Annotated in this window: 22 protein-coding genes; 8 read left to right on the plus strand and 14 right to left on the minus strand. The window is 73.7% G+C overall.

Going from position 1 to position 23,491, the window contains the following annotated elements; genetic code table 11:
- The coding region (locus tag AOK22_RS21650) for a Gfo/Idh/MocA family protein (RefSeq protein WP_055700360.1) at window positions 1-1,031 on the plus strand (1,031 nt) is incomplete at its 5' end.
- A 234-nt stretch (window positions 1,032-1,265) separates the two neighbouring features.
- Window positions 1,266-1,664, plus strand: a complete 399-nt coding sequence (locus AOK22_RS21655; protein WP_055700361.1) for a hypothetical protein — start codon at window positions 1,266-1,268, stop codon at window positions 1,662-1,664.
- Between the two features lie 124 nt (window positions 1,665-1,788).
- Here the strand turns inward: AOK22_RS21655 and AOK22_RS21660 are convergent, their stop codons facing one another.
- Window positions 1,789-2,361, minus strand: coding sequence for a PadR family transcriptional regulator (locus AOK22_RS21660; RefSeq protein ID WP_055700362.1), 573 nt, complete (start codon window positions 2,359-2,361; stop codon window positions 1,789-1,791).
- 54 nt (window positions 2,362-2,415) lie between these two features.
- Window positions 2,416-4,437, minus strand: coding sequence for an NADPH-dependent 2,4-dienoyl-CoA reductase (locus tag AOK22_RS21665; RefSeq protein ID WP_055700363.1), 2,022 nt, complete (start codon window positions 4,435-4,437; stop codon window positions 2,416-2,418).
- Between the two features lie 264 nt (window positions 4,438-4,701).
- Here AOK22_RS21665 and AOK22_RS21670 point away from each other — a divergent pair, with 264 nt between their 5' ends.
- From AOK22_RS21670 to AOK22_RS21680, 3 genes are all read left to right on the plus strand, one after another.
- Window positions 4,702-5,199 (plus strand): methylated-DNA--[protein]-cysteine S-methyltransferase, encoded by a 498-nt coding sequence (locus AOK22_RS21670; protein ID WP_055700364.1) that lies wholly within the window; start codon window positions 4,702-4,704, stop codon window positions 5,197-5,199.
- Entirely contained in the window at window positions 5,196-5,918 is a 723-nt protein-coding gene (locus AOK22_RS21675; RefSeq protein WP_055700365.1) for a 2OG-Fe(II) oxygenase, read from the plus strand. Before AOK22_RS21670 ends, AOK22_RS21675 begins: the two co-directional genes overlap by 4 nt.
- A gap of 191 nt (window positions 5,919-6,109) precedes the next feature.
- Window positions 6,110-6,961, plus strand: a complete 852-nt coding sequence (locus AOK22_RS21680; RefSeq protein ID WP_055700366.1) for an LLM class flavin-dependent oxidoreductase — start codon at window positions 6,110-6,112, stop codon at window positions 6,959-6,961.
- A gap of 65 nt (window positions 6,962-7,026) precedes the next feature.
- Here the strand turns inward: AOK22_RS21680 and AOK22_RS21685 are convergent, their stop codons facing one another.
- The 4 genes from AOK22_RS21685 to AOK22_RS21700 form a co-directional block, all read right to left on the minus strand.
- Complete coding sequence (locus AOK22_RS21685; RefSeq protein ID WP_055700367.1) at window positions 7,027-7,686, minus strand: alpha-ketoglutarate-dependent dioxygenase AlkB; 660 nt, start codon at window positions 7,684-7,686, stop codon at window positions 7,027-7,029.
- Window positions 7,673-8,257, minus strand: a complete 585-nt coding sequence (locus AOK22_RS21690) for a DUF4232 domain-containing protein (protein WP_055700368.1) — start codon at window positions 8,255-8,257, stop codon at window positions 7,673-7,675. The genes AOK22_RS21685 and AOK22_RS21690 overlap by 14 nt, the downstream gene beginning before the upstream one ends.
- A gap of 123 nt (window positions 8,258-8,380) precedes the next feature.
- The gene (locus AOK22_RS21695) at window positions 8,381-10,804 is read right to left on the minus strand and encodes a phosphoketolase family protein (protein ID WP_269086370.1); all 2,424 of its coding nucleotides are present in this window, start codon (window positions 10,802-10,804) and stop codon (window positions 8,381-8,383) included.
- 97 nt (window positions 10,805-10,901) lie between these two features.
- Window positions 10,902-11,774, minus strand: a complete 873-nt coding sequence (locus tag AOK22_RS21700) for a universal stress protein (RefSeq protein ID WP_055700370.1) — start codon at window positions 11,772-11,774, stop codon at window positions 10,902-10,904.
- Window positions 11,775-12,132: 358 nt separating this feature from the next.
- On the opposite strand from AOK22_RS21700, the gene AOK22_RS21705 reads away from it, so the two are divergent.
- A complete protein-coding gene (locus tag AOK22_RS21705; protein WP_055700371.1) occupies window positions 12,133-12,828 on the plus strand; it encodes a response regulator in 696 nt (231 codons plus the stop codon).
- A 112-nt stretch (window positions 12,829-12,940) separates the two neighbouring features.
- Here the strand turns inward: AOK22_RS21705 and AOK22_RS21710 are convergent, their stop codons facing one another.
- The 6 genes from AOK22_RS21710 to lnt form a co-directional block, all read right to left on the minus strand.
- Window positions 12,941-14,650, minus strand: a complete 1,710-nt coding sequence (locus tag AOK22_RS21710) for a sensor histidine kinase (RefSeq protein ID WP_055700379.1) — start codon at window positions 14,648-14,650, stop codon at window positions 12,941-12,943.
- Between the two features lie 96 nt (window positions 14,651-14,746).
- Complete coding sequence (locus tag AOK22_RS21715; protein ID WP_208606423.1) at window positions 14,747-15,916, minus strand: methyltransferase; 1,170 nt, start codon at window positions 15,914-15,916, stop codon at window positions 14,747-14,749.
- 40 nt (window positions 15,917-15,956) lie between these two features.
- Window positions 15,957-16,604 (minus strand): hypothetical protein, encoded by a 648-nt coding sequence (locus AOK22_RS21720; protein ID WP_055700372.1) that lies wholly within the window; start codon window positions 16,602-16,604, stop codon window positions 15,957-15,959.
- The gene (locus AOK22_RS21725) at window positions 16,601-17,311 is read right to left on the minus strand and encodes a hypothetical protein (protein ID WP_055700373.1); all 711 of its coding nucleotides are present in this window, start codon (window positions 17,309-17,311) and stop codon (window positions 16,601-16,603) included. The genes AOK22_RS21720 and AOK22_RS21725 overlap by 4 nt, the downstream gene beginning before the upstream one ends.
- Complete coding sequence (locus tag AOK22_RS21730) at window positions 17,308-17,790, minus strand: NUDIX hydrolase (RefSeq protein ID WP_055700374.1); 483 nt, start codon at window positions 17,788-17,790, stop codon at window positions 17,308-17,310. Before AOK22_RS21730 ends, AOK22_RS21725 begins: the two co-directional genes overlap by 4 nt.
- A gap of 71 nt (window positions 17,791-17,861) precedes the next feature.
- Entirely contained in the window at window positions 17,862-19,475 is a 1,614-nt protein-coding gene (gene lnt / locus AOK22_RS21735) for an apolipoprotein N-acyltransferase (protein ID WP_055700375.1), read from the minus strand.
- Between the two features lie 219 nt (window positions 19,476-19,694).
- Here lnt and AOK22_RS21740 point away from each other — a divergent pair, with 219 nt between their 5' ends.
- A complete protein-coding gene (locus AOK22_RS21740; protein WP_079036734.1) occupies window positions 19,695-20,750 on the plus strand; it encodes an O-antigen ligase family protein in 1,056 nt (351 codons plus the stop codon).
- A gap of 156 nt (window positions 20,751-20,906) precedes the next feature.
- On the opposite strand, the gene AOK22_RS21745 is transcribed toward AOK22_RS21740, so the two are convergent.
- Together AOK22_RS21745 and AOK22_RS21750 are read right to left on the minus strand one after the other, a co-directional pair.
- Window positions 20,907-21,455, minus strand: a complete 549-nt coding sequence (locus tag AOK22_RS21745) for a hypothetical protein (protein WP_055700377.1) — start codon at window positions 21,453-21,455, stop codon at window positions 20,907-20,909.
- Window positions 21,456-21,579: 124 nt separating this feature from the next.
- The gene (locus AOK22_RS21750; RefSeq protein WP_063795305.1) at window positions 21,580-22,368 is read right to left on the minus strand and encodes a glutamate racemase; all 789 of its coding nucleotides are present in this window, start codon (window positions 22,366-22,368) and stop codon (window positions 21,580-21,582) included.
- Window positions 22,369-22,426: 58 nt separating this feature from the next.
- Between AOK22_RS21750 and AOK22_RS21755 the strand changes: the two genes are divergently transcribed.
- Window positions 22,427-23,491: glycosyltransferase (locus AOK22_RS21755; RefSeq protein WP_055700378.1), on the plus strand; the 1,065-nt coding region annotated here is incomplete at its 3' end.

Genomic DNA, 23,491 nt, shown 5'->3' on the forward strand with positions numbered 1-23,491 from the left:
CCCGGTTCCCGGACGTCCGGGTGGTGGCCGTCGCCGATCTCGACGAGGAGCGGGCGGCCGACGTGGCCCGCGCCCACGGCATACCGGTGTCGGGGAGCGTGGCGACGGTGCTCGCCCTGCCCGAGGTCGAACTCGTCGTCAACCTCACCGTGCCCGCCGCGCACGCGCAGGTGGCGACGGCCGCGCTCCGCGCCGGCAAGCACGTCTACGGCGAGAAGCCGATCACGCTCGCGCCCGCCGAGGCGGAGAAACTGCTCGCCGAGGCGGCCGAGCGGGGGCTGCTCGTGGGCAACGCCCCGGACACGTTCCTCGGCGCGGGACTGCAGTCGGCGCTGCGGGCCGTGGCCGCCGGGCACATCGGCGTGCCCGTGGCGGCGACGACCGTGACGCAGAGCCTGGGCCCGGAGGGCTGGCACCCCGATCCGGCGTTCTTCTACCAGCCGGGCGCGGGACCGCTCTTCGACCTCGGCCCCTACTATCTGACCTCGCTCGTCGCCCTGTTCGGCGGTGTGTCGCGGGTGGCCGCGACGGCGGCACGCGCGCGCCGGGAGCGGACCGTCGGGTCGGGCCCGAAGGCGGGGCAGGTCTTCCCCGTCGACGTGCCCACGCACGTGTCGGCGCTCGTCGAGTTCGCGTCCGGGGTGCGGGCGGCCTCGACGTTCAGCTTCGACTCGGCGCTGCCCCGCATCCGCTTCGAGGTCACGGGTACCGAGGGCACGCTCGCGGTGCCCGACCCGAACACTTTCGGCGGTCCGCTGCGGCTCCTTCCCAACGGCTCCGAGGAGTGGCGCGAACTGCCCGTGCGGGGGCGGACGGACGGGCGCGGCCTCGGCGTGGTCGACATGGCGCGCGCCCTGCGCGGCGGCACCGCCCACCGGGCCTCCGGCGCGCTCGCCCTGCACGTCCTGCAGACCATGACGGCGATCACGCGGGCAGCGGAACGCGCCGAGTTCACCTCGCCGGCGACACAGCCCGTGCCGCCGGAGCCGCTGCCCGAGGACTGGGATCCCCTGGCGGCCACCCTCGGCTGAGCTCCTGGACGACGGTTCAGCTGTCTGCCGGTGCCGAACGAGCGCTTCAACAGTCACATCGGCATCGGCTGACATCGAATACCCCGCTCGTTGTACAACCGGCCGGCTACCTCGTGGGGTGTACACGTTTGTCAACCCGGTGCGGGACGACGGTGGCACGGCCCCGGTCATAGCGTCACGGCACACACCGCGTCCACGCGGTCGTGCCGATGACCGGAAAGGTGAAGTGATCTCATGTCCCGTGCTTCGTTCACCCGCACCAGACTGCGCCGTGCCGCGGTGGCGGCAGGCGCCTTCATCGCGCTGACGACAGCCGTCGGCGCCACCCAGGCCTCCGCCCAGAACGAGAGCGGATCCCGGGTGGCCGCCGCGCCGTCCGACTGCCCCAAGTACTACTTCTGCGGCTACAAGGACGCCAACTTCAAGCGCCTGGCGTTCAAGTTCAAGGACTGTTACATGCAGGAGATCCCGGACGGCCTGAACAGCGGCGGCTCCTGGTACAACAACCAGTCCGCCGGCACCAAGGCCAAGATGTACAACAAGAGCAAGCAGCTCATCTACACCACCCCGGGAGCGCCCTCCAAGGACGCCGCCGGCAACTGGGGTCCTGTCTGGTACGTCGACGCCTGCTGACCCTCGTCACAGGTGAGGGGACGGGCTGCCCAGGTCATCCTCCTGGGCAGCCCCACGGCACCGGCGATCGTGTTGTGCGGGCTCGCCGTACGGGCCGGTCGCGACGCCCGGTCACGACGCCCGGTCACAGCGGCGCGTCGAGCTCCCGGCTCTCAGCGGTCCCGCCGATCTCCTCGATCTCCTCGATCGCCCGCGTGAGCCACTGCGTCCAGAAGGTCTCCAGGTCGATGCCCGCGCGCAGCACCACGTGCCGCAACCGGTCCTCGACGGCGTCCTTCCCGGGCGGGAAGTCCCGCCGCTCGATCTCCTCGTACTCCGCCAACTGGCCCCGGTGCAGCTCCAGATGGCGGTGCAGGTCCTCCTGGATGCCCTCCGTGCCGACGACCGCGGCGGCGCGCAGACGCAGCAGGAGGGTGTCGCGCAGCGGCTTGGGGTCCTGGCTCGCGGCCGTCCAGCGGGCCAGTTCGGCGCGGCCCGTCGGCAGGACCTCGTACTCCTTCTTCTGTCCGCGCGTCGCCCCCTGCGGGGGCAGTGCGCGGATCGCCCCCTCGCGCTCCAGCCTGCCCAGCTCGCGGTAGATCTGCTGGTGCGTGGCCGACCAGAAGTAGCCGATCGACTTGTCGAACCTGCGTGTCAGCTCCAGGCCCGACGAGGGCTTCTCCAGGAGGGCGGTGAGGATGGCGTGCGGGAGTGACATGCGGGCCATCCTAAGGACAGCCGGCCCGGGGCGCGGTGGCCCCGGGCCGCCCGTTCACAGCGCGGCGGCCAGCTCCGTGCCCTGCTTGATGGCGCGCTTGGCGTCCAGCTCGGCGGCGACGTCGGCGCCGCCGATCAGGTGCGCCTCGACACCGGCCGCGGTGAGCTCCTCGTACAGGCCGCGGCGCGGTTCCTGGCCGGAGCAGACGACGACCGTGTCGACCGGGATGACGGAGGACTCGCCGTCGACGGTGATGTGCAGGCCCGCGTCGTCGATCAGGTCGTACTGGACGCCCGCCACCATGGCGACGCCGCGGTGGCGCAGTTCGGTGCGGTGGATCCAGCCCGTCGTCTTGCCGAGGTTCTGGCCGACCTTGGACGTCTTGCGCTGCAGGAGGTGGACCGTGCGCGGCGGGACCGGGCGCTCGGGCGCGGTCAGGCCGCCGCGCTCGCGGTAGTCCATGTCGACGCCCCACTGGCGGAAGTACGTCGCCGGGTCCAGGCTCGCCTTCTCGCCGCCGTCGGTGAGGAACTCGGCGACGTCGAAGCCGATGCCGCCGGCGCCGATGATGGCGACCCGCTCCCCCACGGGCGCGTCGTCGCGCAGCACGTCGAGGTAGCCGACGACGCTGGGGTGGTCGATGCCGGGGATCTCGGGGGTGCGGGGCGTGACGCCGGTGGCGAGGACCACCTCGTCGTACGCCGCCTCCTTGAGCTGCTCGGCCGTGACGACGGTGTTCAGGCGGACGTCGACACCGCGCAGTCCGAGCTGGGTGCGGTAGTAGCGCAGCGTCTCGTCGAACTCCTCCTTGCCCGGGACCTTGCGGGCGACGTTGAGCTGTCCGCCGATCTCGGAGGCGGCGTCGAAGAGCGTGACGTCGTGGCCGCGCTCGGCCGCGGAGACGGCGAAGGCGAGCCCGGCGGGACCGGCGCCGACGACGGCGAGGCGCTTCTTGGCGCGGGTCGGCGAGAGGACCAGCTCGGTCTCGTGGCAGGCGCGCGGGTTCACCAGGCAGGAGGTGATCTGCAGGTTGAAGGTGTGGTCCAGGCAGGCCTGGTTGCAGCCGATGCAGGTGTTGATCGCCTCGGACCGCTCCGCCCGCGCCTTGGCGACGAAGTCGGGGTCGGCGAGCAGCGGGCGAGCCAGCGACACCATGTCGGCGGCGCCGTCGGCGAGCAACTGCTCGGCGATCTCGGGGGTGTTGATGCGGTTGGTGGTGACGAGCGGGACGGAGACCTCGCCCATGACCTTCTTGGTGACGAAGGTGTACGCGCCGCGCGGCACCGACGTCGCGATGGTGGGGATGCGCGCCTCGTGCCAGCCGATGCCGGTGTTGATGATGGTGGCGCCCGCGGCCTCGATCTCCTTGGCGAGGTGGACGACCTCGTCGAGGGTGGAGCCGCCGGGGACGAGGTCCAGCATGGACAGGCGGTAGATGATGATGAAGTCCGCGCCGACGCGCTCGCGGGTCCGGCGGACGATCTCGACGGGGAAGCGGACGCGGTTCTCGTAGGCGCCGCCCCAGCGGTCAGTGCGCTGGTTGGTGGGGGCCGCGATGAACTCGTTGATGAGGTAGCCCTCGGAGCCCATGACCTCGACGCCGTCGTAGCCGGCGAGCTTGGCCAGCTCGGCGGCGCGGACGAAGTCCTCGATGGTCTGCTCGACCTCGTCGTCGGTGAGCTCGCGCGGCACGAAGGGGCTGATCGGAGCCTGCAGCGGGCTCGGGGCGACCAGCTTGTCGTGGTAGGCGTACCGCCCGAAGTGCAGGATCTGCATCGCGATCCGGCCGCCCTCGGCGTGCACGGCCTCGGTCACCCCGGCGTGCTTCTCGGCCTCCGCCTCCGTGGTCAGCTTGGCGCCACCGTCCCAGGGGCGGCCGACCTCGTTCGGGGCGATGCCGCCGGTGACGATGAGGCCGACGCCGCCGCGCGCGCGGGTCGCGTAGAACTCCGCCATCCGCTCGAAGCCGTTCGGGGCCTCTTCGAGGCCCACGTGCATGGAACCCATCAGGACCCGGTTGGGCAGGGTGGTGAAGCCCAGGTCGAGCGGGTTGAGCAGGTTCGGGTATCGGCTCATGCGGCCCCTCCGTACGCGATGTCCACAGGACAGTTGTAGACCAGGCGCGAACCCTTGTGCAACTAGTTGCATAAGGCGTGACCGGGGTCTCTTCGGCGGGGCCCGGCACCTCCGGCTCCGCTCGCCCGCCCCTTCGGCGACGGAAGGGCGATGTCCGAATCCCGCCAGCCCCGCTCGCGCGCGCGACGCAGACTTGACCTCATCGAGCCGACGACCGGGCCCGGCACCGGGCCCGGGGAACCACGCACCACCGAGGAGAGTCCGATGACCGTCTACACGACGACCGACAGCCCGCTGGGCGAGCTGCTGCTGGTGGGCGAGGCGTCGGCCACCGCCAAGGGCGGCACCGCGCTGGCCTCGCTGTCCATGCCGGGCCAGAAGGGCGGCGCCGTCGTCCAGGACGGCTGGGTCCGCGACGACGATGCCTTCGACGCGATCACCGCGCAGCTGCGGGCGTACTTCGCCGGGAGCCTGACCCACTTCGACATCGAGTACGCGACCGGGGCGGGCACCGAGTTCCAGCGCAAGGTCTGGGACGCCCTGGACTCCGTCCCCTACGGCACGACGACCACGTACGGACGGCTCGCCGAGGGGCTCGGCCTCTCGCGCGCCGCGGTCCGCGCCCTGGGCACCGCCATCGGCCGCAATCCGCTGCTCGTCGTGCGCCCCTGCCACCGCGTGATCGGCGCCGACGGCTCCCTGACCGGGTACGCGGGCGGCCTGGAGCGCAAGCAGCGGCTCCTCGACCTGGAGGCGGTATGACCACCCCCACGCGGACCCCGGCCGCGGCGGTCGACGCGGCCGACTGGCCGGCGCTGGCCGCCGAGCTGGACGCGCACGGCTGCGCGCTCACGCCCCCGCTCCTCGACCCGGACCAGTGCCGCGCCGTCGCGGACCTCTACGACGACCCCACGCTGTTCCGCTCCACGGTCGACATGGCACGGCACCGCTTCGGCTCCGGCCGGTACCGCTACTTCACGCACGACCTCCCGGAGCCCGTCGCGCGGCTGCGGGCGGCGCTCTACCCGCACCTGCTGACCGTCGCCCGCGACTGGGCGGCCCGCCTGGGCCGCCCCGCGCCGTGGCCCGACTCCCTGGAGGAGTGGCTCGACCAGTGCCACGCGGCGGGCCAGACCCGGTCGGCGCAGATCCTGCTGCGCTACGAGGAGGGCGACTGGAACGCCCTGCACCGCGACCTGTTCGGGGACATGGTCTTCCCGCTGCAGGTCGTCATCGGCCTCGACGAGCCGGGCACCGACTACACGGGCGGTGAGTTCCTCCTCGTCGAACAGCGCCCGCGGGCGCAGTCGCGCGGCACGTCGAGGGTCCTGGAACAGGGCCACGGCCTGGTCTTCACCACCCGCGACCGTCCGGTCCGCTCGGCCCGCGGCTGGTCGGCGGGTCCGGTGCGCCACGGAGTGAGCACCGTGCGGTCCGGGCTGCGCAGGTCACTGGGACTGGTCTTCCACGACGCGTCCTGAGAGGTGCGCGGCGGACCTCCGCGTACCGAAAAGTCGTGGAGCGGGCCCGGACCACTGCGTTATGCTCGGCGCACTCTGAAGATCACGCTCTCTGGAAACACCGCCGCAGAACGGGAGCGAGCCCACGCACAGCAGCGCGGAGCCACGGAGGGGCGGCACCTGTATTCGGTATGCCCTCCGGAGGAATTCTCATGAAGATCGGTCTCGGTCTCCCCATCGACGACCCCGCACTGCTGCTGACCTGGGCCCGGCGCGCCGACGCCGGCCCCTTCACCGCACTCGGCCTGCTCGACCGGCTCGTCTTCGACAACCCCGAGCCGCTCGTCACCCTCGCGGCGCTGGCCGGCGCCACCTCCCGCATCCGCCTCCAGACCGAGGTGCTGATCGCGCCCGTCCACGGCACGGCGCTGCTCGCCAAGCAGGCCGCGACGCTCGACCGCATGTCGGGTGGCCGGTTCACGCTCGGCATCGGCGTCGGCGGCCGCGAGGACGACTGCCTGGCCGCGGGCATCGACATCCGCCGCCGGGGCCGCCGCCTCGACGAGCAGATGGACCTGCTGCGCCGGACCTGGCGCGGCGAGGCGTACGGCGAAGGCGTCGGCCCCATCGGTCCCGCGCCCGCGACGCCGGGCGGCCCGGAGGTGCTGTTCGGCGGCTTCGCCCCCGCGGCGCTCGACCGGGTCGCCCGCTTCGGCGACGGCTTCCTCGGTGCCGCGCTGCCGCCTCGGTCCATGGACGGTCTGTTCCGTGGCGTCGAGGCGGCCTGGGAGAAGCACGACCGCCCCGGCCGGCCGCGTCTGGTCGCCCAGGTGAACGTCGCCCTCGGCCCGGCGGCCACCGTCGAGCAGGCCCGGCGCAACCTCCTCGCCTACTACGCGTTCACCGGCCGCGCCGACCACATGGCGGACGGTCTGCTCAGCACCCCTGAGGCGATCCGCGAGGCGGTCCACGGCTTCCTCGGCATCGGCGCCGACGAGGTCATGCTCTACTGCTGGTCCTCGGACGCCGACCAGATCGACCGTCTCGCCGACACCCTGTTCTGAGCAGTTCTGAACAGCTCTGGGCAGTTCTGGGCGGGTTCCGCTCTGCGGCGCGCTGTCCGGCACCCTCATCCGCCGTCGGTCAGCCCGCTGACCCGCAGCGTGATGTTCAGCCGCCCGGTCAGTCCCAGGCCGGGCGGCGCGGTGCCGGGCAGGACGCGCGGCACGCCGTGGTACGCCAGGCGCGACGGGCCGCCGAACACCACCAGGTCGCCGCTGCGGAGCTCGATGTCCGTGTACGGCTTCGCGCGCGACTCCGTGGTGCCGAAGCGGAAGACGCACGTGTCGCCGAGGCTCAGCGACACCACGGGGGCGTCGGACTTCTCGTCGCTGTCGCGGTGCATGCCCATGCGCGCGTCGGCGTCGTAGAAGTTGACGAGCGCGATGTCGTACGCGTCCTCGACCTCGTGCCCCGCCGCCCGCGCCGCCGTGCGCCCCAGGTCGGCGAGCCACGACGGCATCGGCTTCACGGGAGCGCCGTCGCCGTCGACCGCGCTGCGCGCGTATCCGTACGGATACCAGTGCCAGCCGAGGCCGAACTGGCGGGCCGTCATGGCGCCTCCGCCCGGTGTCCTGACCAGGCGCAGCCCGGCGGGCGGCCTGGCCCACGCGCGGCACGCCTCCAGGAGCTGCCGCTGCTCCTCGGGAGGGAGCCAGTCCGGCAGGTGCGCGGCCCCCGGCCCCAGGGCGGAGCGGGAGCGGGGGAAGAGTTCGTCAGCCGTCGGCATGCGCGTCCTCACGGCTCCCCTGCCAGTAGGTGACCTCGGCGTCCGTCTCCTCGTACTCCGTGTCGCGGGGCAGTGCGACGGTCGCCCAGGGCCCTGCCGTGACGCGTCCGCGGGCGTCGGCGGCGAAGGACAGGGAGACGCGCCGCACGGTGACGAAGTCGTCGGGCTCCCAGGCGGTGAGGATGCCCGCGTAGGCAGACCCGCCGGGAGCGAGCGTCACCGGCGCGTCCGGCTTCGTCCCGGCCACCGCGGTGGTGACCGTCCGCGCGCTCCCGAACCGCAGCCGGGGCGCCCCGAGGGCGACGCAGGGCGCCGTGCCCGTGTTGGTGACGGTCAGCATGAGGTCTCCTTCCGGATCCTCACCGACCGTCGCCCGCGTGACGGCGGTCGTGCAGGGGGCGACGTCGCCGGTGGGAGCAGGGGTGGGCGTGCCGGACGGGGAGGGGCCGGGTGTGCCGCCCGGGGCCCCGGTCGGTGACGGCGAAGGGCGCTGCCCGTCCTTCGCCTGGGCGTCGCCGCCGCTCCCTCCGCAGCCCGTCGCGGTCAGCGCCGCCGCGAGCACCAGTCCCACGGCGGCGCACGCCGTCCTCCGCCCGTCCCCCGTACGCATCGAGCCCCCTGCCACACCGTCCGTCGTCACGCACAGCGCGTGATCCCTGTCCTCACACCGTGCCACAGAGGTACGACAACGGCCTCAGTACGGCCACGCCCACGCGGCGACCTCGGGGAGGTCCGTGCCGTGTTCGCGGATCCAGGCGTGGTGGCGGGTCCGGGCGTCGGCCATCGCCTGCCGGACGGCCGTGGCGCGCACGGCGAGCCCCGGAACGCGGTCGATGACGTCCATGACGAGCCGGTACCGGTCCAGGTCGTTGCGGACGACCATGTCGAACGGTGTGGTCGTCGTGCCCGCCTCCTTGTAGCCGCGCACATGGAGATGCGCGTGACCGGCGCGGCGGTAGGCGAGGCGGTGGATCAGCCACGGATAGCCGTGATAGCCGAAGATCACCGGCCGGTCGCGGGTGAACAGCGCGTCGTATTCGAAGTCGGCCATGCCGTGCGGGTGTTCCTCGCGGGGCATCAGCCGGGCGATGTCCACGACATTGACCACGCGGACGGAGAGCTCGGGCAGATGGTCGCGCAACAGGCCCGACGCGGCGAGGACTTCCTGGGTGGGCACGTCGCCCGCGCACGCCAGGACCACGTCGGGGTCGCGCGTGCCGTCGTCCGTCCCGGCCCACTCCCACACGCCCGCGCCGCGCGCGCAGTGGGCGCGGGCCTCGTCCAGGCCGAGCCAGTCGAAGCAGGGCTGCTTGCCCGCGACGACGACGTTGACGTAGTCACGGCTGTGCAGGACGTGCTCGGTCACGGACAGCAGGGTGTTGGCGTCCGGCGGCAGATAGACGCGTACGACGTCGGGGCTCTTGTTGAGCACGTGGTCGACGAAACCGGGGTCCTGGTGCGAGAAGCCGTTGTGGTCCTGGCGCCACACGTGCGAGGTCAGCAGGTAGTTGAGGGACGGCACGGGCGCGCGCCAGGGCAGGGCGCGCGCGGTCCGCAGCCACTTGATGTGCTGGTTGACCATCGAGTCGACGATGTGGACGAACGCCTCGTAGCAGGAGAACAGGCCGTGCCTGCCGGTGAGGGTGTAGCCCTCCAGCCAGCCCTGGCAGAGGTGTTCGGACAGGACCTCCATGACGCGTCCGTCGGAGGAAAGGTGCTCGTCCGTGTCGAGGGTCCGCTCCTGCCAGGCCTTCCCGGTGGCGTCGTAGAGCGCGGCGAGCCGGTTCGACTCGGTCTCGTCCGGGCCCACGACGCGGAAGTCGCGCCGGCGCGCGGTGTCGGCCATGACCTGGGCGAGCAGCCCGCCCGCGACCCTGGTCGGCTCGTGCAGGCTCGTGCCCGGCTTGTCGACGGGGACGGCGTACCGCTCCAGCGGCGGCACGGGCAGCGGACGCGTGAGCAGTCCGCCGTTGGCGTAGGGACTCGCGCCCAGCCGGTGCGCGCCCTCGGGGACGCAGGACAGGACCTGCGCGGTGGGGCGGCCGTGCACGTCGAAGAGCTCGTGGGGACGGTAGGAACGCAGCCAGTCCTCCAACTGCGCCAAGTGGTCCGGGTTGTCGCGCACCCCGGCGAGCGGCACCTGGTGCGAGCGCCAGGTGCCCTCGACCGGCAGACCGTCCACGACCGCGGGCCCGGTCCACCCCTTGGGCGTGCGCAGCACGATCGCGGGCCACCGGGGGCGGCCGCGCGTGCCGCCGCGCCGGGCGGCCTGCCGGATGGCGGCTATGCGGTCGAGGGCGTGGTCGAGCGCGCGGGCCATCGCCTGGTGGACCTTGCGCGGTTCGTCGCCGCTGACGTACAGCGGTTCGTGTCCGAACCCCGTGAGCAGGGCGTCGAGTTCGTCCTGGGGCAGCCGGGCGAGCACGGTCGGGTTGGCGATCTTGTAGCCGTTGAGGTGGAGGATCGGCAGGACCGCTCCGTCGTGCACGGGGTCGAGGAACTTGTTGGCGTGCCAGGAGCCGGCCAGGGGCCCGGTCTCGGCCTCTCCGTCACCGACCACGCAGGCCACCAGGAGGTCCGGACGGTCGAAGGCGGCGCCGTAGGCGTGCGCGAGGGAGTAGCCGAGTTCGCCGCCCTCGTGGATCGAGCCCGGCGTCTCGGGGGCGACGTGGCTGGGTACCCCACCCGGGAACGAGAACTGCCGGAAGAGCTTCGCCATGCCCTCCGCGTCCCGGGTGACGTCGGGGTAGACCTCGCTGTACGAGCCCTCCAGCCAGGAGTTGGCGAGCACGGCGGGACCGCCGTGTCCCGGGCCCCACACGCAGAGCGCCTCCTGTCCGCGTTCCTTGACGACGCGGTCGAGGTGGGTGTGGACCAGGTTGAGGCCGGGCGAGGTGCCCCAGTGGCCGAGGAGGCGCGGCTTGATGTGCTCGGGCCGCAGGGGCTCGGTCAGCAGCGGGTTGTCCATCAGGTAGATCTGGCCGACGGCCAGATAGTTGGCGGCGCGCCAGTGGGCGTCGAGTGCCGCAAGGTGATCCTTCGCCAGGGGTGCCATGGAGGTCTCCTCCGTCTCCTCGCAAGGGGCGGGGCGTACGACAGGGTGCCGCGCGGGTTCCACGGGCGCGGCGGGTCAGTCGTGGGGCGGGCGTGCGTCAGTCGTACGGTCGGTCGTGCGGTCAGGCGTGCGGTTCTCGGAGAAAAGGGGACTGCCGGTGTCAGCCGTGCGGGACGACCGCCACCGGGCAGGCCGCGTGGTGCAGCAGCGCGTGGCTGACGGGACCGAGCTGCATGCCCAGGTGGCCCTTCCTGCGGCGGGCCCCGACGACGAGCAGCCCGGAGGTGCGGGACGCGTCGAGCAGCGCGGTGCGGGCGTCCCCCTCCAGGACCTCGCGGCGCACCACGAGGCTGCGGTGGGACCGGAGCGGTTCGCGCAGCGCCTCGTCGAGTGCCTCCTGGGCCAGTCGCTGGTGCGGGTCGGGCGGTGCGGCGGGCCGTGGGCGGCCGGGGGTCTCGTGGGCCGGGCAGCGCCAGGTGCGCACGGCGCGCAGGGCCGCCCCGCTCCGCTCGGCCGCCGCGCAGGCGAAGGCCACCGCGGCGGCGGACTCCCCGGGCTCCCCCACGCCGACGGTGACTTCCTTCACCGGGTCCGTGGCGGGATGCCCGTCGGTGTCGCGGACGACGACGACCGGCGACCGGGCATGCGCCGCCACCGACAGGCTCACCGAGCCGAGCAGCAGTCCGGCGAGCCGGCCCCTGCCCCGGCTGCCGACGACGACCGCGCAGGCGGCGTCGCTCTCCCGGACGAGCGCGGCGGCGGGGTCCTCGGGCAGGGCCTCGCCGGTCACCTCGACGGCGTGCGTACGCTCGCGGGCACGGGCCACGGCCTCGGCGGCGCCGCGTTCCGCCGCGGCCCGCACGGAGCCGTCGTCGACGCCGAAGGACGGCTCGTGACCCTCGTACCACTCCCAGCTCGACGCGTACACGACCCGCAGCGGCGCTCCTCTGCGCACGGCTTCGTCGACGGCCCAGTCCAGGGCCCGCAGGCTCGCCGCCGAGCCGTCGACACCCACGATCAGGGGGAGTTCCACTTCCTGGTCTCCTTCCGCACTCCGGTCACGCTCGGCCCGATCGCGGCCGGTTCCGGCCGCCCCCTGTCGACGCTGCCATCACGGGCGTAGGTTCGGGAGTGCCGAACAGGCCCTTGGGGAGGGCCACTTGGCCCCTGCCCCACGGGCACGGTTCGGCCGATCCTGTAGGTGGCACACGCGGTCACCACGACCGGACGGCCGACTGGAGGAGGCCCGTGCGGGGGCGGTGTCCGCCAGGAGCACCGGAGGGGAGTCTTCCTGACCGCATCGCCCGCGCCGAGTCGCCGCCTGCCCCGAGCCGCCGCCCGTCCTCGTACGACCCGCTCGTCCCTCCGCAGCCCACCGTCAGGGAGCCGTCATGCAGGACCAGCACGAACCGCCGGCCGACGGCCCCATCCGGGTCTTCCTCCTCGACGACCACGAGGTCGTCCGCCGCGGCCTGCGCGACCTGCTGGACGCCGAGCCCGACATCGAGGTGGCCGGGGAGGCCGCGACCGGCGAGGAGGCGCTGATCCGCGGCCCCGCGCTCCGCCCTGACGTGGCCGTCCTCGACGTACGGCTCCCGGACGGCGACGGCATCACGGTCTGCCGTGAACTGCGCTCGCGGGTGCCGGAGGTGGCCTGTCTGATGCTGACGTCGTTCGATGACGACGACGCCCTGCTCGACGCGATCATGGCGGGCGCGGCGGGCTATGTGCTGAAGCAGATCAAGGGGTCCGACCTGGTCTCGGCCGTCCGTACGGTCGCCGCCGGGCGGTCGATGCTCGATCCGGCGACGACGGCCCGGCTGATGGCCACACTGCGCGGGCCCGAGGCGAGCGACGGAGACATCGGGGACCGGCGCCTGGCCGCGCTGTCCGCGCGCGAGCACGAGATCCTCGCCCTCATCGGCGAGGGCTGCACCAACCGGCAGATCGGCCGGCAGCTGTACCTCTCCGAGAAGACCGTCAAGAACGCCATTTCCCGGCTGCTCGCCAAGCTCGGGGTGGAACGCCGGATCCAGGCCGCGGTGATGGCCGCGCAGTTCACCCCGCCGGGCAAGGAACCCCACTGAGTGGCGGGCGCCGTTCCCCTCGTTCCGCGCCGCCAAGGGAGAGGACCCCTTCCCGACACTCCCGCACCGGGAAGGGGTCCTGGCGGGCCGTCCCGTCTCCGGGCTTCCGACGTCAGGAAAGCGGCACCTTCCACTCCAGGAGCGTGCCGCCCTCCTCCCGTGCGCGGACGACGAGTTCACCGCCCAGGTTCTCGGCGCGCTCCGCGAGGTTCCGCAGTCCGCTGCGCCGCCCCGAGCCGATGCCGATCCCGTCGTCCGTCACGGACACCGTCAGCCGGCCCTTGCGCACGACCAGGGCGACCTCCACCGCCGCCGCCCGCGCGTGCCGCCCCACGTTCGCCAGGCCCTCGACGAGGACGGCCACCACGTCGTCCGCGACGGTACCCGGCACGTCGACGTCGATCAGCCCCTCCATGCGCAGGGCGGGCGTGAAACCGAGCACCGGCACCGCGTCCTCCACGGCCCGCACCGCCCGCACCCGCAGCCCGGGCCCGGCGGGGGTCGACTCGTGGGCGCGCAGGCCGAAGATGGTCGACCGGATGATCTTGATGGTGCTGTCGAGGTCGTCGACGGCCCGGCCGAGCCGCTCGGCCGCCTGCGGGTGCGTGACGAACCGCTGGGCGCTCTGCAGCGTCATGCCCGTCGCGAACAGCCGCTGGATCGCCAGGTCGTGCAGGTCGCGGGCGATACGGTCGCGGTCCTCCAGGACGGACATCTGCTCGGCGTCCCGCCGCCGGTCGGCGAGTTCGAGGGCGACGGCCGCCTGCGCCGCGAAGCCGGGCAGCGGCGCCGTCTCCGCCACGCTGAACGGCACCCGGCCCTCGCAGCGCGCCAGGAGCAGCACGCCGCGCAGCCCGCCCCTGGTGCCCATGGGCACGGCGACGGCCGGCCCGAGGCCGTCCCACCGCTCGGGCACGTACGTCACCCGCGGGTCCTTGCGCACGTCCGCCGTGGCCACGAGCCGGCCGGCACGGAGCGCCGCCCCCACGAACGTGCCCTCCCTGGGCAGCACGACGCCCCGGTGGCTCTCGGCGCCCTGCCCCTGGGCCAGCGCCCCGCGCAGCTCCTTGCCGCCCTCGACGAGCAGGTCGACGACGCCGAGGTCGGCGGAGGTGATCTCGCGGGCCCGCGCCACCATCACGTCGAGGACCTGCGATTCGGGCACCCCGGACAGCAGGCCGCTGGTGACCTCGGCGCCCGCCTCCAGCCAGCGTTCGCGCAGCCGCACCTCCTCGAAGAGGCGGGCGTTCTCGATGGCCACCCCGGCCGCGACGGCGAGGGTCGAAAGGACCGACTCGTCCTCGGAGTCGAACTCTCCCCCGCCCCGCTTCTCCGTCATGTAGAGGTTCCCGAAGACCTCGTCGCGCACCCTGATCGGCACCCCGAGGAAGGAGTGCATCGGAGGGTGATGGGCGGGGAACCCCGACGACGCCGGGTGACCGGACAGATCGGCCAGGCGCAGCGGCTCCGGGTGCCGGATCAGCTCGCCCAGCAGACCGTGCCCGGAGGGCAGATCGCCGATTCGCGCCCGGAGTTCGTCACTGATGCCGACCGGCAGGAACTCGTCGAGCCGCTGCCCCTGCCCGATCACCCCGAGCGCGCCGTACTCGGCGTCGACGAGCACCACGGCGGCCTCGACGATGCGCCGCAGGACCTGCGGGAGGTCCAGTTCGCGGCCCACGGAGAGCACCGCTTCGAGCAGCCCGTGCAGCCGGTCCCTCGTACCGCGGACCGCTCCGATCCGTGCCTGGAGCTCGTCAAGCAGCTCGTCGAGGCGCAGTTTGGGCAGTTGCCCCTCGCCGCCGGTCCCGTCCCCACTCATGCAGAACCTCCGCCCGGGGACGCCGGCCGCGGCGTGCCCGTCCGCTCCACCGTAGCCGCGGAGCGCGGCCATCGGACCGCCCTGCGCGCAGGTGGCTCAGCGGCCGCCCTTCACCGCCCGCAGCACCACGAACTTCGGGTCGCTCGCGACGACTTGGGAGTTGCCGAAGAGCTTGCGGAGCTTCACGTGGTAGCCGAGGTGGCGGTTGCCGACGACCCACAGCTCGCCGCCGGGGCGCAGGGCCGCGCGGGCACCGGAGAACATCCGCCACGCGGTCGCGCCGGTGGTGGCCTGGTGGCTGTGGAAGGGCGGGTTGTTCAGGACGAGGTCCACCGTCGACGGCGGCACGGCCGCCAGGGCGTCGCCGGCCACGAAGTGCGCCTTGGCGCCGTCGGCGGCGTTGGCGCGGAAGGTGGCCTCGGCGGAGGCGACGGCCTGGAACGACTCGTCGATGAAGGTGACCGTGGCGTCGGGGTCGGCGACGGAGGCGGCGGTGCCGAGCACGCCGTTGCCGCAGCCCAGGTCGACGACGTGGGCGCCGGCGCGGGCCCGCGGCAGGTGCTTGAGGAAGAAGCGGGTGCCGATGTCGAGGCGGTCGGCGCAGAAGATGCCGGCGTGGTTGACGACGGTCAGGCCCGCGCCGGCTCCGGAGTCGGCGGGCAGGGCGTAGCCGCCGGGCCAGGGGCTCGGTCCGGGCGCGCGTGCCGGATCCGGGGTGCAGAGGATCAGACGTGCCTTCTGGCGGGCCAGCGAGGTCCTGGTCGGGCCGATGATCCGCTCGAAGAGCTCCAGCGTGGAGGTGTGGATCTCGGTGACCATGCCGGTGCCGACGACGACCGTGCCCTCGTGCAGGGCGGGCGCGATCCGGTGGAGCTGGTCCTCCAGGAGCGCGAGGCTCTTGGGTACGCGGACCAGGAGGACGTCGACGCGCTCCGGCGGAGTGTCCCTGGTCGTCAGGAGCCGCGCCGCGTCCGGCGCGTGGCCCGCGCGCGCCAGATTGGCCCGCGTCGCCTGCTGTCCGAGGAAGGAGTCGGTGATCTGCACCGGCACGCGCGCGTGCCCGGCGAGAGAGGTGGTCAGCGCGCCCCACCGGTCGCCGACGACGGCCACGGTGCCGGACAGGTCGACGGCCGCCGCCTCTTCCTCCCCCGCCAGGTGCCGCAGCAGATAGGCGTCGGCCGCCGACCAGGCGCGCAGCTGATCGCGGGGGTCCTCCGGGAAGCGGGTGAGGTCGTACGCACCCCATGACGTGCTCAAACGGTTCATCGTGCCCTCAGGCTAACGGAGAGCGGGCGGGGCGCGGGGCTCAGCCCGCCAGGCGCATCAGGACCGTCGCGAGCGCCGCCAGCACGACGCCCGTCACGAGCACGGGGGCGCCGGGCGGCAGCCCGCGCGCGGGCCCCTGCGCGGTGAGCGCCGCCGTGTCGTCGAGCTGCTGGGCGCGGGCGAGCCAGACACGCGGCGGATCGTTCGGCACGACGACCCGCCAGGGCTGTTCCGGGTCGTACTCGACGACGGCCCTGTTCTTGTGCAGCACCCCTTGGACGTCCAGGGGGTGGCGCACCACGACGCGGTAGGCGGGGGCGTCCTCGGGCACGACGGTGAGGTCGAAGGCGAAGACGCTGTCCTGTGCCCGTCCGTCCGCGACGGCGGCCCCGCTCTTCGTGTGGACGGCGCGCACCGAGTGGACGACGGCGGGCGCGTAGGCGCGCGGCCCGCCGGACCGCAGGCCGGACGCCGTGCCGGAGCCGTGGCCCGTGTCGGCCAGGTCGCCCAGGAGGGCGAGGGCGACGGCGGTACCGGTGAGGCCGACGAGCAGGGCCCACGTGGTGCCGCCGAGGATGCCCTGGACCAGCGTGGCGAGCGCGGCGGCCACGACCACCGCGCCCAGGAGGACGGGGGGCGTGAGGAATCCGCGCGGGAAACGGCGCGGGGAACGTGGCGTGGTGGTCATGACAGGCGCAGCAGCCTCTTCCGGGGTACGGCGACCCTGGTCCGGTCGGGGTCGCCGGGGCGGGCCGTGTCGTAGACGGCGAGGACGGGTCGGCCGAGGGCGAAGCGCTCGACGACGGCGGGCACCTGACGGCGTACGCCCGTCGTGTCCTGGAAGGTGACGACGACTTCGCCGCGGGAGCGGCCGACGGCCCGCCATCCCTCCAGCGTCGCCTCGGCGGTGGCGTACCGCCCGGAGATCCGGCGCAGCACGGCGGTGCGGCGGACGCTCACCACGGCGCCCCAGCACGTGGCGAGGAACCCGGCGCCCGCCACGGCCCACAGGACGGTCAGCCAGTCCGCCACGGACAGGTTCCCGACCGGCAGGACGACATGGAAATCGGTGACGGTGCGCAGGCCGACGCGGCCCGCGTCGACGGCGTCGTACCAGCCGACGGCGGCGGCCAGGGCGCTGAGCGCGACCACCGCGCCGACCGTCGCCCGCTGCAGGTACCGCGCGCACAGGAAGCCGAGCAGCACCGCGGAGGCGATGCCGACGAACGGCGCCACGCCCGCGAACTGATCGGTGCCGCAGCCGTCGTCCCCGTAGCAGGACCACCGCACCGTCGACGCGTCATAAGTGCTGGTGTGCCACACCAGCCAGACCTGCCAGGCCATCAGGACACAGGCGAGCCCGCGCAGTGTCCGCGCGTAGACCCGTGCGGTCATCCGGCGGCCTCGGGCCGCTCGAACCACGTGGGTCCGTCGGCGAGCGCCTGCTTGATCCGGGACCTGGAGAACTCGTGCAGGTCGGGCAGCGCGTCCACGGCGAACCAGGCGACCTCGAGCGACTCGTCGTCGTTGACGCGCGCCTCGCCGCCGACGGCACGGCAGCGCAGGGTGATGTCCATGTACTGGCACGTATCACCGTTGGGGTACGTGACCGGTTCCAGCGCCTGCACCAGGACCACGCGCTCGACGACGCAGCGGACCGCCGTCTCCTCGTACACCTCGCGCACCGCGCACTCGGCGGGCTGCTCCCCCGGGTCCGGGATGCCCCCGATCACCGACCACCTCCCGTTGTCGGAGCGGCGCCCGAGCAGCACTCTGTTCTCGTCGTCGAGGACGACGGCGGTGACTCCCGGGAGCCAGAGCAGCTGCTGGCCGGCGTCGGCCCGGATCGCGCGGATGAAATCAGGAGTTGCCATGTCCCGACCCTAACGGTGCCGGGTCATGGCCCTTGTCCCGGTGGGGTGTTGCTCCCCGCCCGGGTGGGGTGTCACTTCCCGGCCGTCCGCCGGGTACGCGCGGCCGACGTCACGGCCCAGCCGAGTCCGCCGGCGGCGATCAGGACGAGGATGCCCTCGGGCAGGACGCCGAGGCGGGTGGCGGGCGTCCGCGACGAGCGCAGCGGGACCTCCTCGACGAGCGAGTCGGCGGTGAACCACGTGGTCTTCGCGACGACGTCGCCGTCCGGCATGATCACGGCGCTGACCCCGCTGGTGACCGGGACGGCGACGGCCCGGCTGTGCTCGACGGCGCGGATCCGGGACATCGCGAGCTGCTGGTAGGTCATCTCGCTGCGGTCGAAGGTGGCGTTGTTGCTGGGCACCGAGATGATCTGCGCGCCGTTGGTGACGGTGTCGCGCACCGCCCAGTCGAAGGCGGCCTCGTAGCAGGTCGCGATGCCGACCTTGGTGCCCGCCATGGTGAAGACGCCGGGCTCGCTGCCGCGGCTGAAGTCCTGGCGCACCTTCTCGATGTCGCTGCTGAGCATCCCGATGAAGCCCCGCAGCGGGATGTACTCGCCGAACGGCTGGATCTGCCGCTTGTCGTAGGTGTCCGTGGGGCCCTTCTTCGGGTCCCACAGGATCTGCTCGTTGTAGAGCTTGCCGTCCTTGCTCTCGACGACGCCGCCGACCGAGAGGGGCACCCCGATGGCCTTGACGGCGTCCTCGATCTCCTCGCGGGCGTCGGGGTTGGTGAACGGGTCGATGTCGGAGGAGTTCTCCGGCCACAGGACGAGGTCGGGCTGCTCGACCTTGCCGGCCTTCACCTCGGCGGCCAGACGCTCGGTCTCGCGCACGTGGTGGTCGAGGACGGCGCGGCGCTGGGCGTTGAAGCCGAGGCCCGCGCGCGGGACGTTGCCCTGGATCGCGGCGACCGTGGTGGTGCCGTCCTCCGCCTCGTCGCTGACGAGCGGGCGCGCCGCGAACGCGCCGACCAGGGGCACCACGGTGGCCAGCACCGCGACGGCCGCGGCGCCGCGGCGCACGGCCCCGGTCTCCCGCGCGGCGCGGATCCGCCGGACGATCTCGTAGAGCCCGAAGCCGCACAGCACGACCGCGAACCCGAGCACCGGGGTGCCGCCGAGCGCGGCGAGCGGCAGGAAGACGCCGTCCGCCTGGCCGAAGGCGACCTTGCCCCAGGGGAATCCGTTGAACGGCACGCGCGCGCGTGCCGCCTCTCCCGCGATCCACAGGGCCGCCGCCCACAGCGGGTATCCGGGCAGCCGCGAGACGAGCGCCGTGCCCGCGCCGACCAGCGCGACGAAGAGCGCCTCGACGGCGGCCAGCGCCAGCCACGGCCCGGGGCCGACCTCGACGCCGGTCCACACGAGGAGCGGCAGCAGGAAACCGAGGCCGAAGAGGTAGCCGAGGCCGAGCCCGGCCTTCCAGGTGCGGCCGTGCAGGCACCAGGCGAGACCCGCGAAGGCGGGCAGCGCGAGCCACCACAGGGTGCGGGGCGGGAAGCTGACGTAGAGCAGCACTCCGAAGAGGGCCGCCGCGGCGGCGGGCACGAGCCGGCGCAGGACGCGCACGGCCCGGGAGGCCTGCGCGGGCTGCGGATCGAGCTGTTCCGGCTCGTCCACGGGAGTGGTGGTGGCGGTCACTCGGGGAGTGTACGGCGCCTCTTCAGGCCACCGACAGCGTGGTCGGCCGGGCGCTCGGGGCCCGGCGCGGGGGCCTGCGCCGTATCGTTCCTGCACAACGGCTCCCGCAGCGCGGTGCCAGCCGTTAGCGTGTGGCCGAGTCCCTGACGTGCGCCCGGTTCGCGCCACGGTGATCCGGCTCGCGCCGTCGGGGGCCCGTCACGTATCGGGGGGCGACGGGTGGGGTCAACGGGTACGGCCGCGACGGCCGGTCCGGCAGGGGCGCACGAGCGACGCAGCGCGTCCGACGCGACCGGCGGCGCACTCCTGGGCGCATGCGCCGTCTGGGCACTGATCACCGCAGCGGTGCACGGCGGGCACCCCGAGGGCGTGCTGCTCGCGGTCCTCGCCCTGGCCGCCGGATACGCGGGCGGGCGGATCTGCGGCGCGCTGCTCCCGGTCGCCGCCCCGTGCGCGGGCGCCCTCGCGGGCCTGGGCCTCGCCCTCGCGGCACCGCGTCTCGCGCTCGGCCCCACCTCTCCCCTCGGCCACACCGGTGCCACGGCGGCGCTGCTGATCCTGGCGACGGGCGCGGCCTGCTGCGCGGCGTGGGCGGCCCGGACCCCGGCGGCCCGCCTCGTGCTGCGGCTGCTCGCCGCGGGGATCGCCGGCACCGCGGCGGCGCTCGGCTCGGTGGTGGGTTTCGCGGGGTGCGCCCTGGTCCTGCTCTGCTCGCTCGCGGTGGCCCGGATGCGTGGCAGGACGCTGGGCATCGCGGGGCTCGCGACCGCGGCGCTGCTGATGACCGGGGTCTCCCTGGCGATCGCCGACGACGCCCTGCCGGACGGGCTGACGGCGCCCCTGGAGGGCCAGCTGGGCCGGCAGCGCATGCTGCTGTGGCGGGACGCGCTGGGCCTCGCCGGGCAGGAGCCCGTGCTGGGCGTGGGTCCGGGGCGGTTCGCGGAGACCAGCCCGATGGTCGCCACCGACGTCCTGTCCGACGGCAAGCCCCATTCGGCGCCGCTGCAGCAGATCTCGGAGCAGGGTCTGGTGGGGGCGGCGCTGCTGGCCGCGGTGTTCTGCTGGCTGCTGTTCGCGCTCTGGCGTTCGCCGCGCTCCACTCAGGTCGTCCTGTCGGCGGGCGCGGCCCTGACGGTCCTGACGGCCATCGCGGTGGTGGGCAACGCGCTCAGCATGACGACGGTGACGACGGGGGTGGGTCTGCTGGCGGGCATCGCGACGGCACGCCCGCTCGGCGACGAGCCACCGGAGGGTGGAGTACGGCATCGGGGGTGAGGTCGATCGTGCTCGACGGTGAAGCCGGGGACACGCGACGGTGAAACCGGGCACGCTCGACGGTGAAACCGAGGACGCTCGACGGTGGGGCAGGTGCGCTCCGGGTGATCAGGTGATCAAGGGGGATCCGCGATCCGGCAGCTCAGCTCCCGTGCGTCAGGCCGTGTTGCCCCGCAGGCCCAGCCGGTGCCGGATCGCACGGACCGCCGACTCGGCGTCGTCCACCGTCACCGTGAAGTCGTGGCCGTCGCCCAGGCGCAGCACCAGGCCCTCGCCGCGCCGGACCACGACGGCGGTGCCCTTCTCGGGCCGCCAGCGGTATCCCCAGCCGCCCCACTGACGGGGAGTGACGGCGGGCGCGAAGTCCGCGTCGACGACATGGGAGAGCGGGATGTGACGGCGCGGCAGGCCCAGATGGCCGCAGCGCACCTCCAGGGAGTCCTTGTCGACCTTCACGGCCACATGGACGAAGGCGAGCGTCCCGAAGAGCATCAGGAGCCCGACGGCGATGCACCCCACGACGGACATGGCCAGCGCCGCGACGCCCGAGGTCCACATGGAGTCCACCGCGAGCTCGATGCCGAGCGCCATGCAGGCGGCACCGGCGCACGCCAGCAGCCACTGCACGCGGTTGGTCGCGCGGCCGGTCCAGACGTCGGGCGGGCCGTCGGTCGCGGCCCGCTCCTCGGGGGCTTGGTCCCTCATGTCATCGAGACTACTCAGATTCCGCTGCGAGGGCACCGCGTAGCGGAGAGTCACCACCTGTCCGGGTCACGGCGGCCCGCGAAGGCCCCGCGGAGGAGGAGTGCGGGACGAGGGAGCCGGTGGCTCAGAGAGCCGGGCTGACCGCCGCGAGCATGCGCCCCTCCGCGTACGTGAGGGCCGCGCGCGGCAGCTCCTCCTCGCGCCCGCTCAGCAGCACGGTGAGACCGGGGTGGACGGCCGCGCCGTCCGCGCCGGGGTGCGTGCCGGTCCTGCGCAGCGCCTGGGCCGCGACCGCGCCGGCCGAGCCGTGGAAGACGAGGGGCGGCAGATCCGGCTGCTGGAGGGCGGCGCGAATACGCTCGGCGACCAGCTCGTAATGGGTGCAGCCCAGGACGACGGCCCTTACATCGGTCGGCGTGAGGGCCGCGGCGGCGGCGATCGTCTCGTCGATGGCCTTCTCGTCCGCGTACTGCACGGCGTCGGCGAGCCCCGGGCAGGGCACCTCGGTGACGGCGACGCCGCTCGCGAACTCCTCGATGAGGGCCCGCTGGTAGGGGCTGCCGGTGGTGGCCGGGGTCGCCCAGATCGCCACGGGGCCGCCGCCCGCGGCGGCCGGCTTGATGGCGGGCACGGTCCCGATGACCGGGATGCCGGGCTCCAGACGGGCCCGCAGCGCGGGCAGCGCGTGCACGGACGCGGTGTTGCAGGCCACGATCAGCGCGTCGGGACGGTGGGCGGCGGCGGCCTCGGCGACGGCGACGGCGCGCTCGGTGAGGTCCTGCGGGGTACGCGGCCCCCACGGCATGCCGTCCGGGTCGGAGGAGAGCACGAGATCGGCGTCGGGCCGCAGGCGACGCACCGCGGCCGCCGCGGCGAGCAGTCCGATACCGGAGTCCATGAGCGCGATCTTCACCCGGTCACCATAGTCGATGGCTCCCACGGGCCCTCCGCCGTGGGGCAGACTTCGGCGGATGAGCGCCGTAGCGTGGATCGCCACCGGATCGCTTGCCGCGTGGCTGTGGCTTCTGTCGGGGCAGGGCTTCTTCTGGCGTACGGACGTGCGCCTGCCACCGCGCCGGGACCCCGCGGCATGGCCGTCGGTCGGCGTCGTCGTCCCCGCGCGCGACGAGGCGGAGGTGCTGCCGCACAGCCTTCCCTCGCTGCTGGCGCAGGACTATCCGGGGCGGGCCGAGATCTTCCTTGTCGACGACGGCAGCTCGGACGGGACGGGCGAGCTGGCCCGCGCGCTGGCCGAGGAGCACGGCGGCCTGCCGCTGACGGTCGGCTCTCCCGGCGAGCCGCCGGCGGGGTGGACGGGCAAGCTCTGGGCCGTCCGGCACGGCATCGGCCTGGCACGCGCGCGTGGGCCCGAGTTCCTGCTCCTGACCGACGCGGACATCGCCCATGAACCGGACAGCCTGCGGCAGTTGGTGGCCGCCGCGGACGCCGGGGGCTTCGACCTCGTCTCCCAGATGGCCCGGCTGCGGGTGGAGAGCGTGTGGGAGCGCCTGGTGGTCCCGGCGTTCGTCTACTTCTTCGCGCAGCTCTACCCCTTCCGCTGGATCGCCCGGAAGAACGGCCGGACGGCCGCGGCGGCCGGCGGCTGCGTGCTGCTGCGCGCGGACGCCGCCGAGCGGGCGCGGATCCCCGACGCCATCCGGCACGCGGTGATCGACGACGTGGCGCTCGCACGGGCGGTGAAGCGCTCCGGAGGACACATCTGGCTCGGTCTCGCCGAGCGCGTCGACAGCGTGCGGCCCTATCCGCGCCTGGGCGACCTGTGGCGGATGGTCTCGCGGAGCGCGTACGCGCAGCTGCGGCACCATCCGCTGCTGCTCGTCGGCACGGTCGCCGGACTCGCGGTGGTGTACCTCGCTCCCCCGGTGGCGCTCGTCTCCGGGCTGGTGACGGGGGACGTCGCGGCGGCGCTGGCCGGCGGGCTCGCGTGGCTGGTGATGACGGCGACGTATCTGCCGATGCTCCGCTACTACCGCCAGCCGCCGTGGCTCGCCCCGCTGCTGCCGGGCACCGCGTTC

Source organism: Streptomyces silaceus (genome assembly GCF_001419745.1).
GTDB classification, from domain to species: domain Bacteria; phylum Actinomycetota; class Actinomycetes; order Streptomycetales; family Streptomycetaceae; genus Streptomyces; species Streptomyces silaceus.

Bases quoted from the DNA above. Each gene is read 5' to 3' on its own strand.
- AOK22_RS21660 (WP_055700362.1), bottom strand. From the start codon at position 2,361: ATGTCACTCCCGCACGCCATCCTCACCGCCCTCCTGGAGAAGCCCTCG.
- AOK22_RS21745 (WP_055700377.1), bottom strand. From the start codon at position 21,455: ATGAGGGACCAAGCCCCCGAGGAGCGGGCCGCGACCGACGGCCCGCCC.
- AOK22_RS21725 (WP_055700373.1), bottom strand. From the start codon at position 17,311: ATGACCGCACGGGTCTACGCGCGGACACTGCGCGGGCTCGCCTGTGTC.
- AOK22_RS21665 (WP_055700363.1), bottom strand. From the start codon at position 4,437: ATGAGCCGATACCCGAACCTGCTCAACCCGCTCGACCTGGGCTTCACC.
- AOK22_RS21715 (WP_208606423.1), bottom strand. From the start codon at position 15,916: ATGAACCGTTTGAGCACGTCATGGGGTGCGTACGACCTCACCCGCTTC.
- AOK22_RS21670 (WP_055700364.1), top strand. From the start codon at position 4,702: ATGACCGTCTACACGACGACCGACAGCCCGCTGGGCGAGCTGCTGCTG.
- AOK22_RS21720 (WP_055700372.1), bottom strand. From the start codon at position 16,604: ATGACCACCACGCCACGTTCCCCGCGCCGTTTCCCGCGCGGATTCCTC.
- AOK22_RS21655 (WP_055700361.1), top strand. From the start codon at position 1,266: ATGTCCCGTGCTTCGTTCACCCGCACCAGACTGCGCCGTGCCGCGGTG.
- AOK22_RS21730 (WP_055700374.1), bottom strand. From the start codon at position 17,790: ATGGCAACTCCTGATTTCATCCGCGCGATCCGGGCCGACGCCGGCCAG.
- AOK22_RS21675 (WP_055700365.1), top strand. From the start codon at position 5,196: ATGACCACCCCCACGCGGACCCCGGCCGCGGCGGTCGACGCGGCCGAC.
- AOK22_RS21685 (WP_055700367.1), bottom strand. From the start codon at position 7,686: ATGCCGACGGCTGACGAACTCTTCCCCCGCTCCCGCTCCGCCCTGGGG.
- AOK22_RS21680 (WP_055700366.1), top strand. From the start codon at position 6,110: ATGAAGATCGGTCTCGGTCTCCCCATCGACGACCCCGCACTGCTGCTG.
- AOK22_RS21705 (WP_055700371.1), top strand. From the start codon at position 12,133: ATGCAGGACCAGCACGAACCGCCGGCCGACGGCCCCATCCGGGTCTTC.
- AOK22_RS21710 (WP_055700379.1), bottom strand. From the start codon at position 14,650: ATGAGTGGGGACGGGACCGGCGGCGAGGGGCAACTGCCCAAACTGCGC.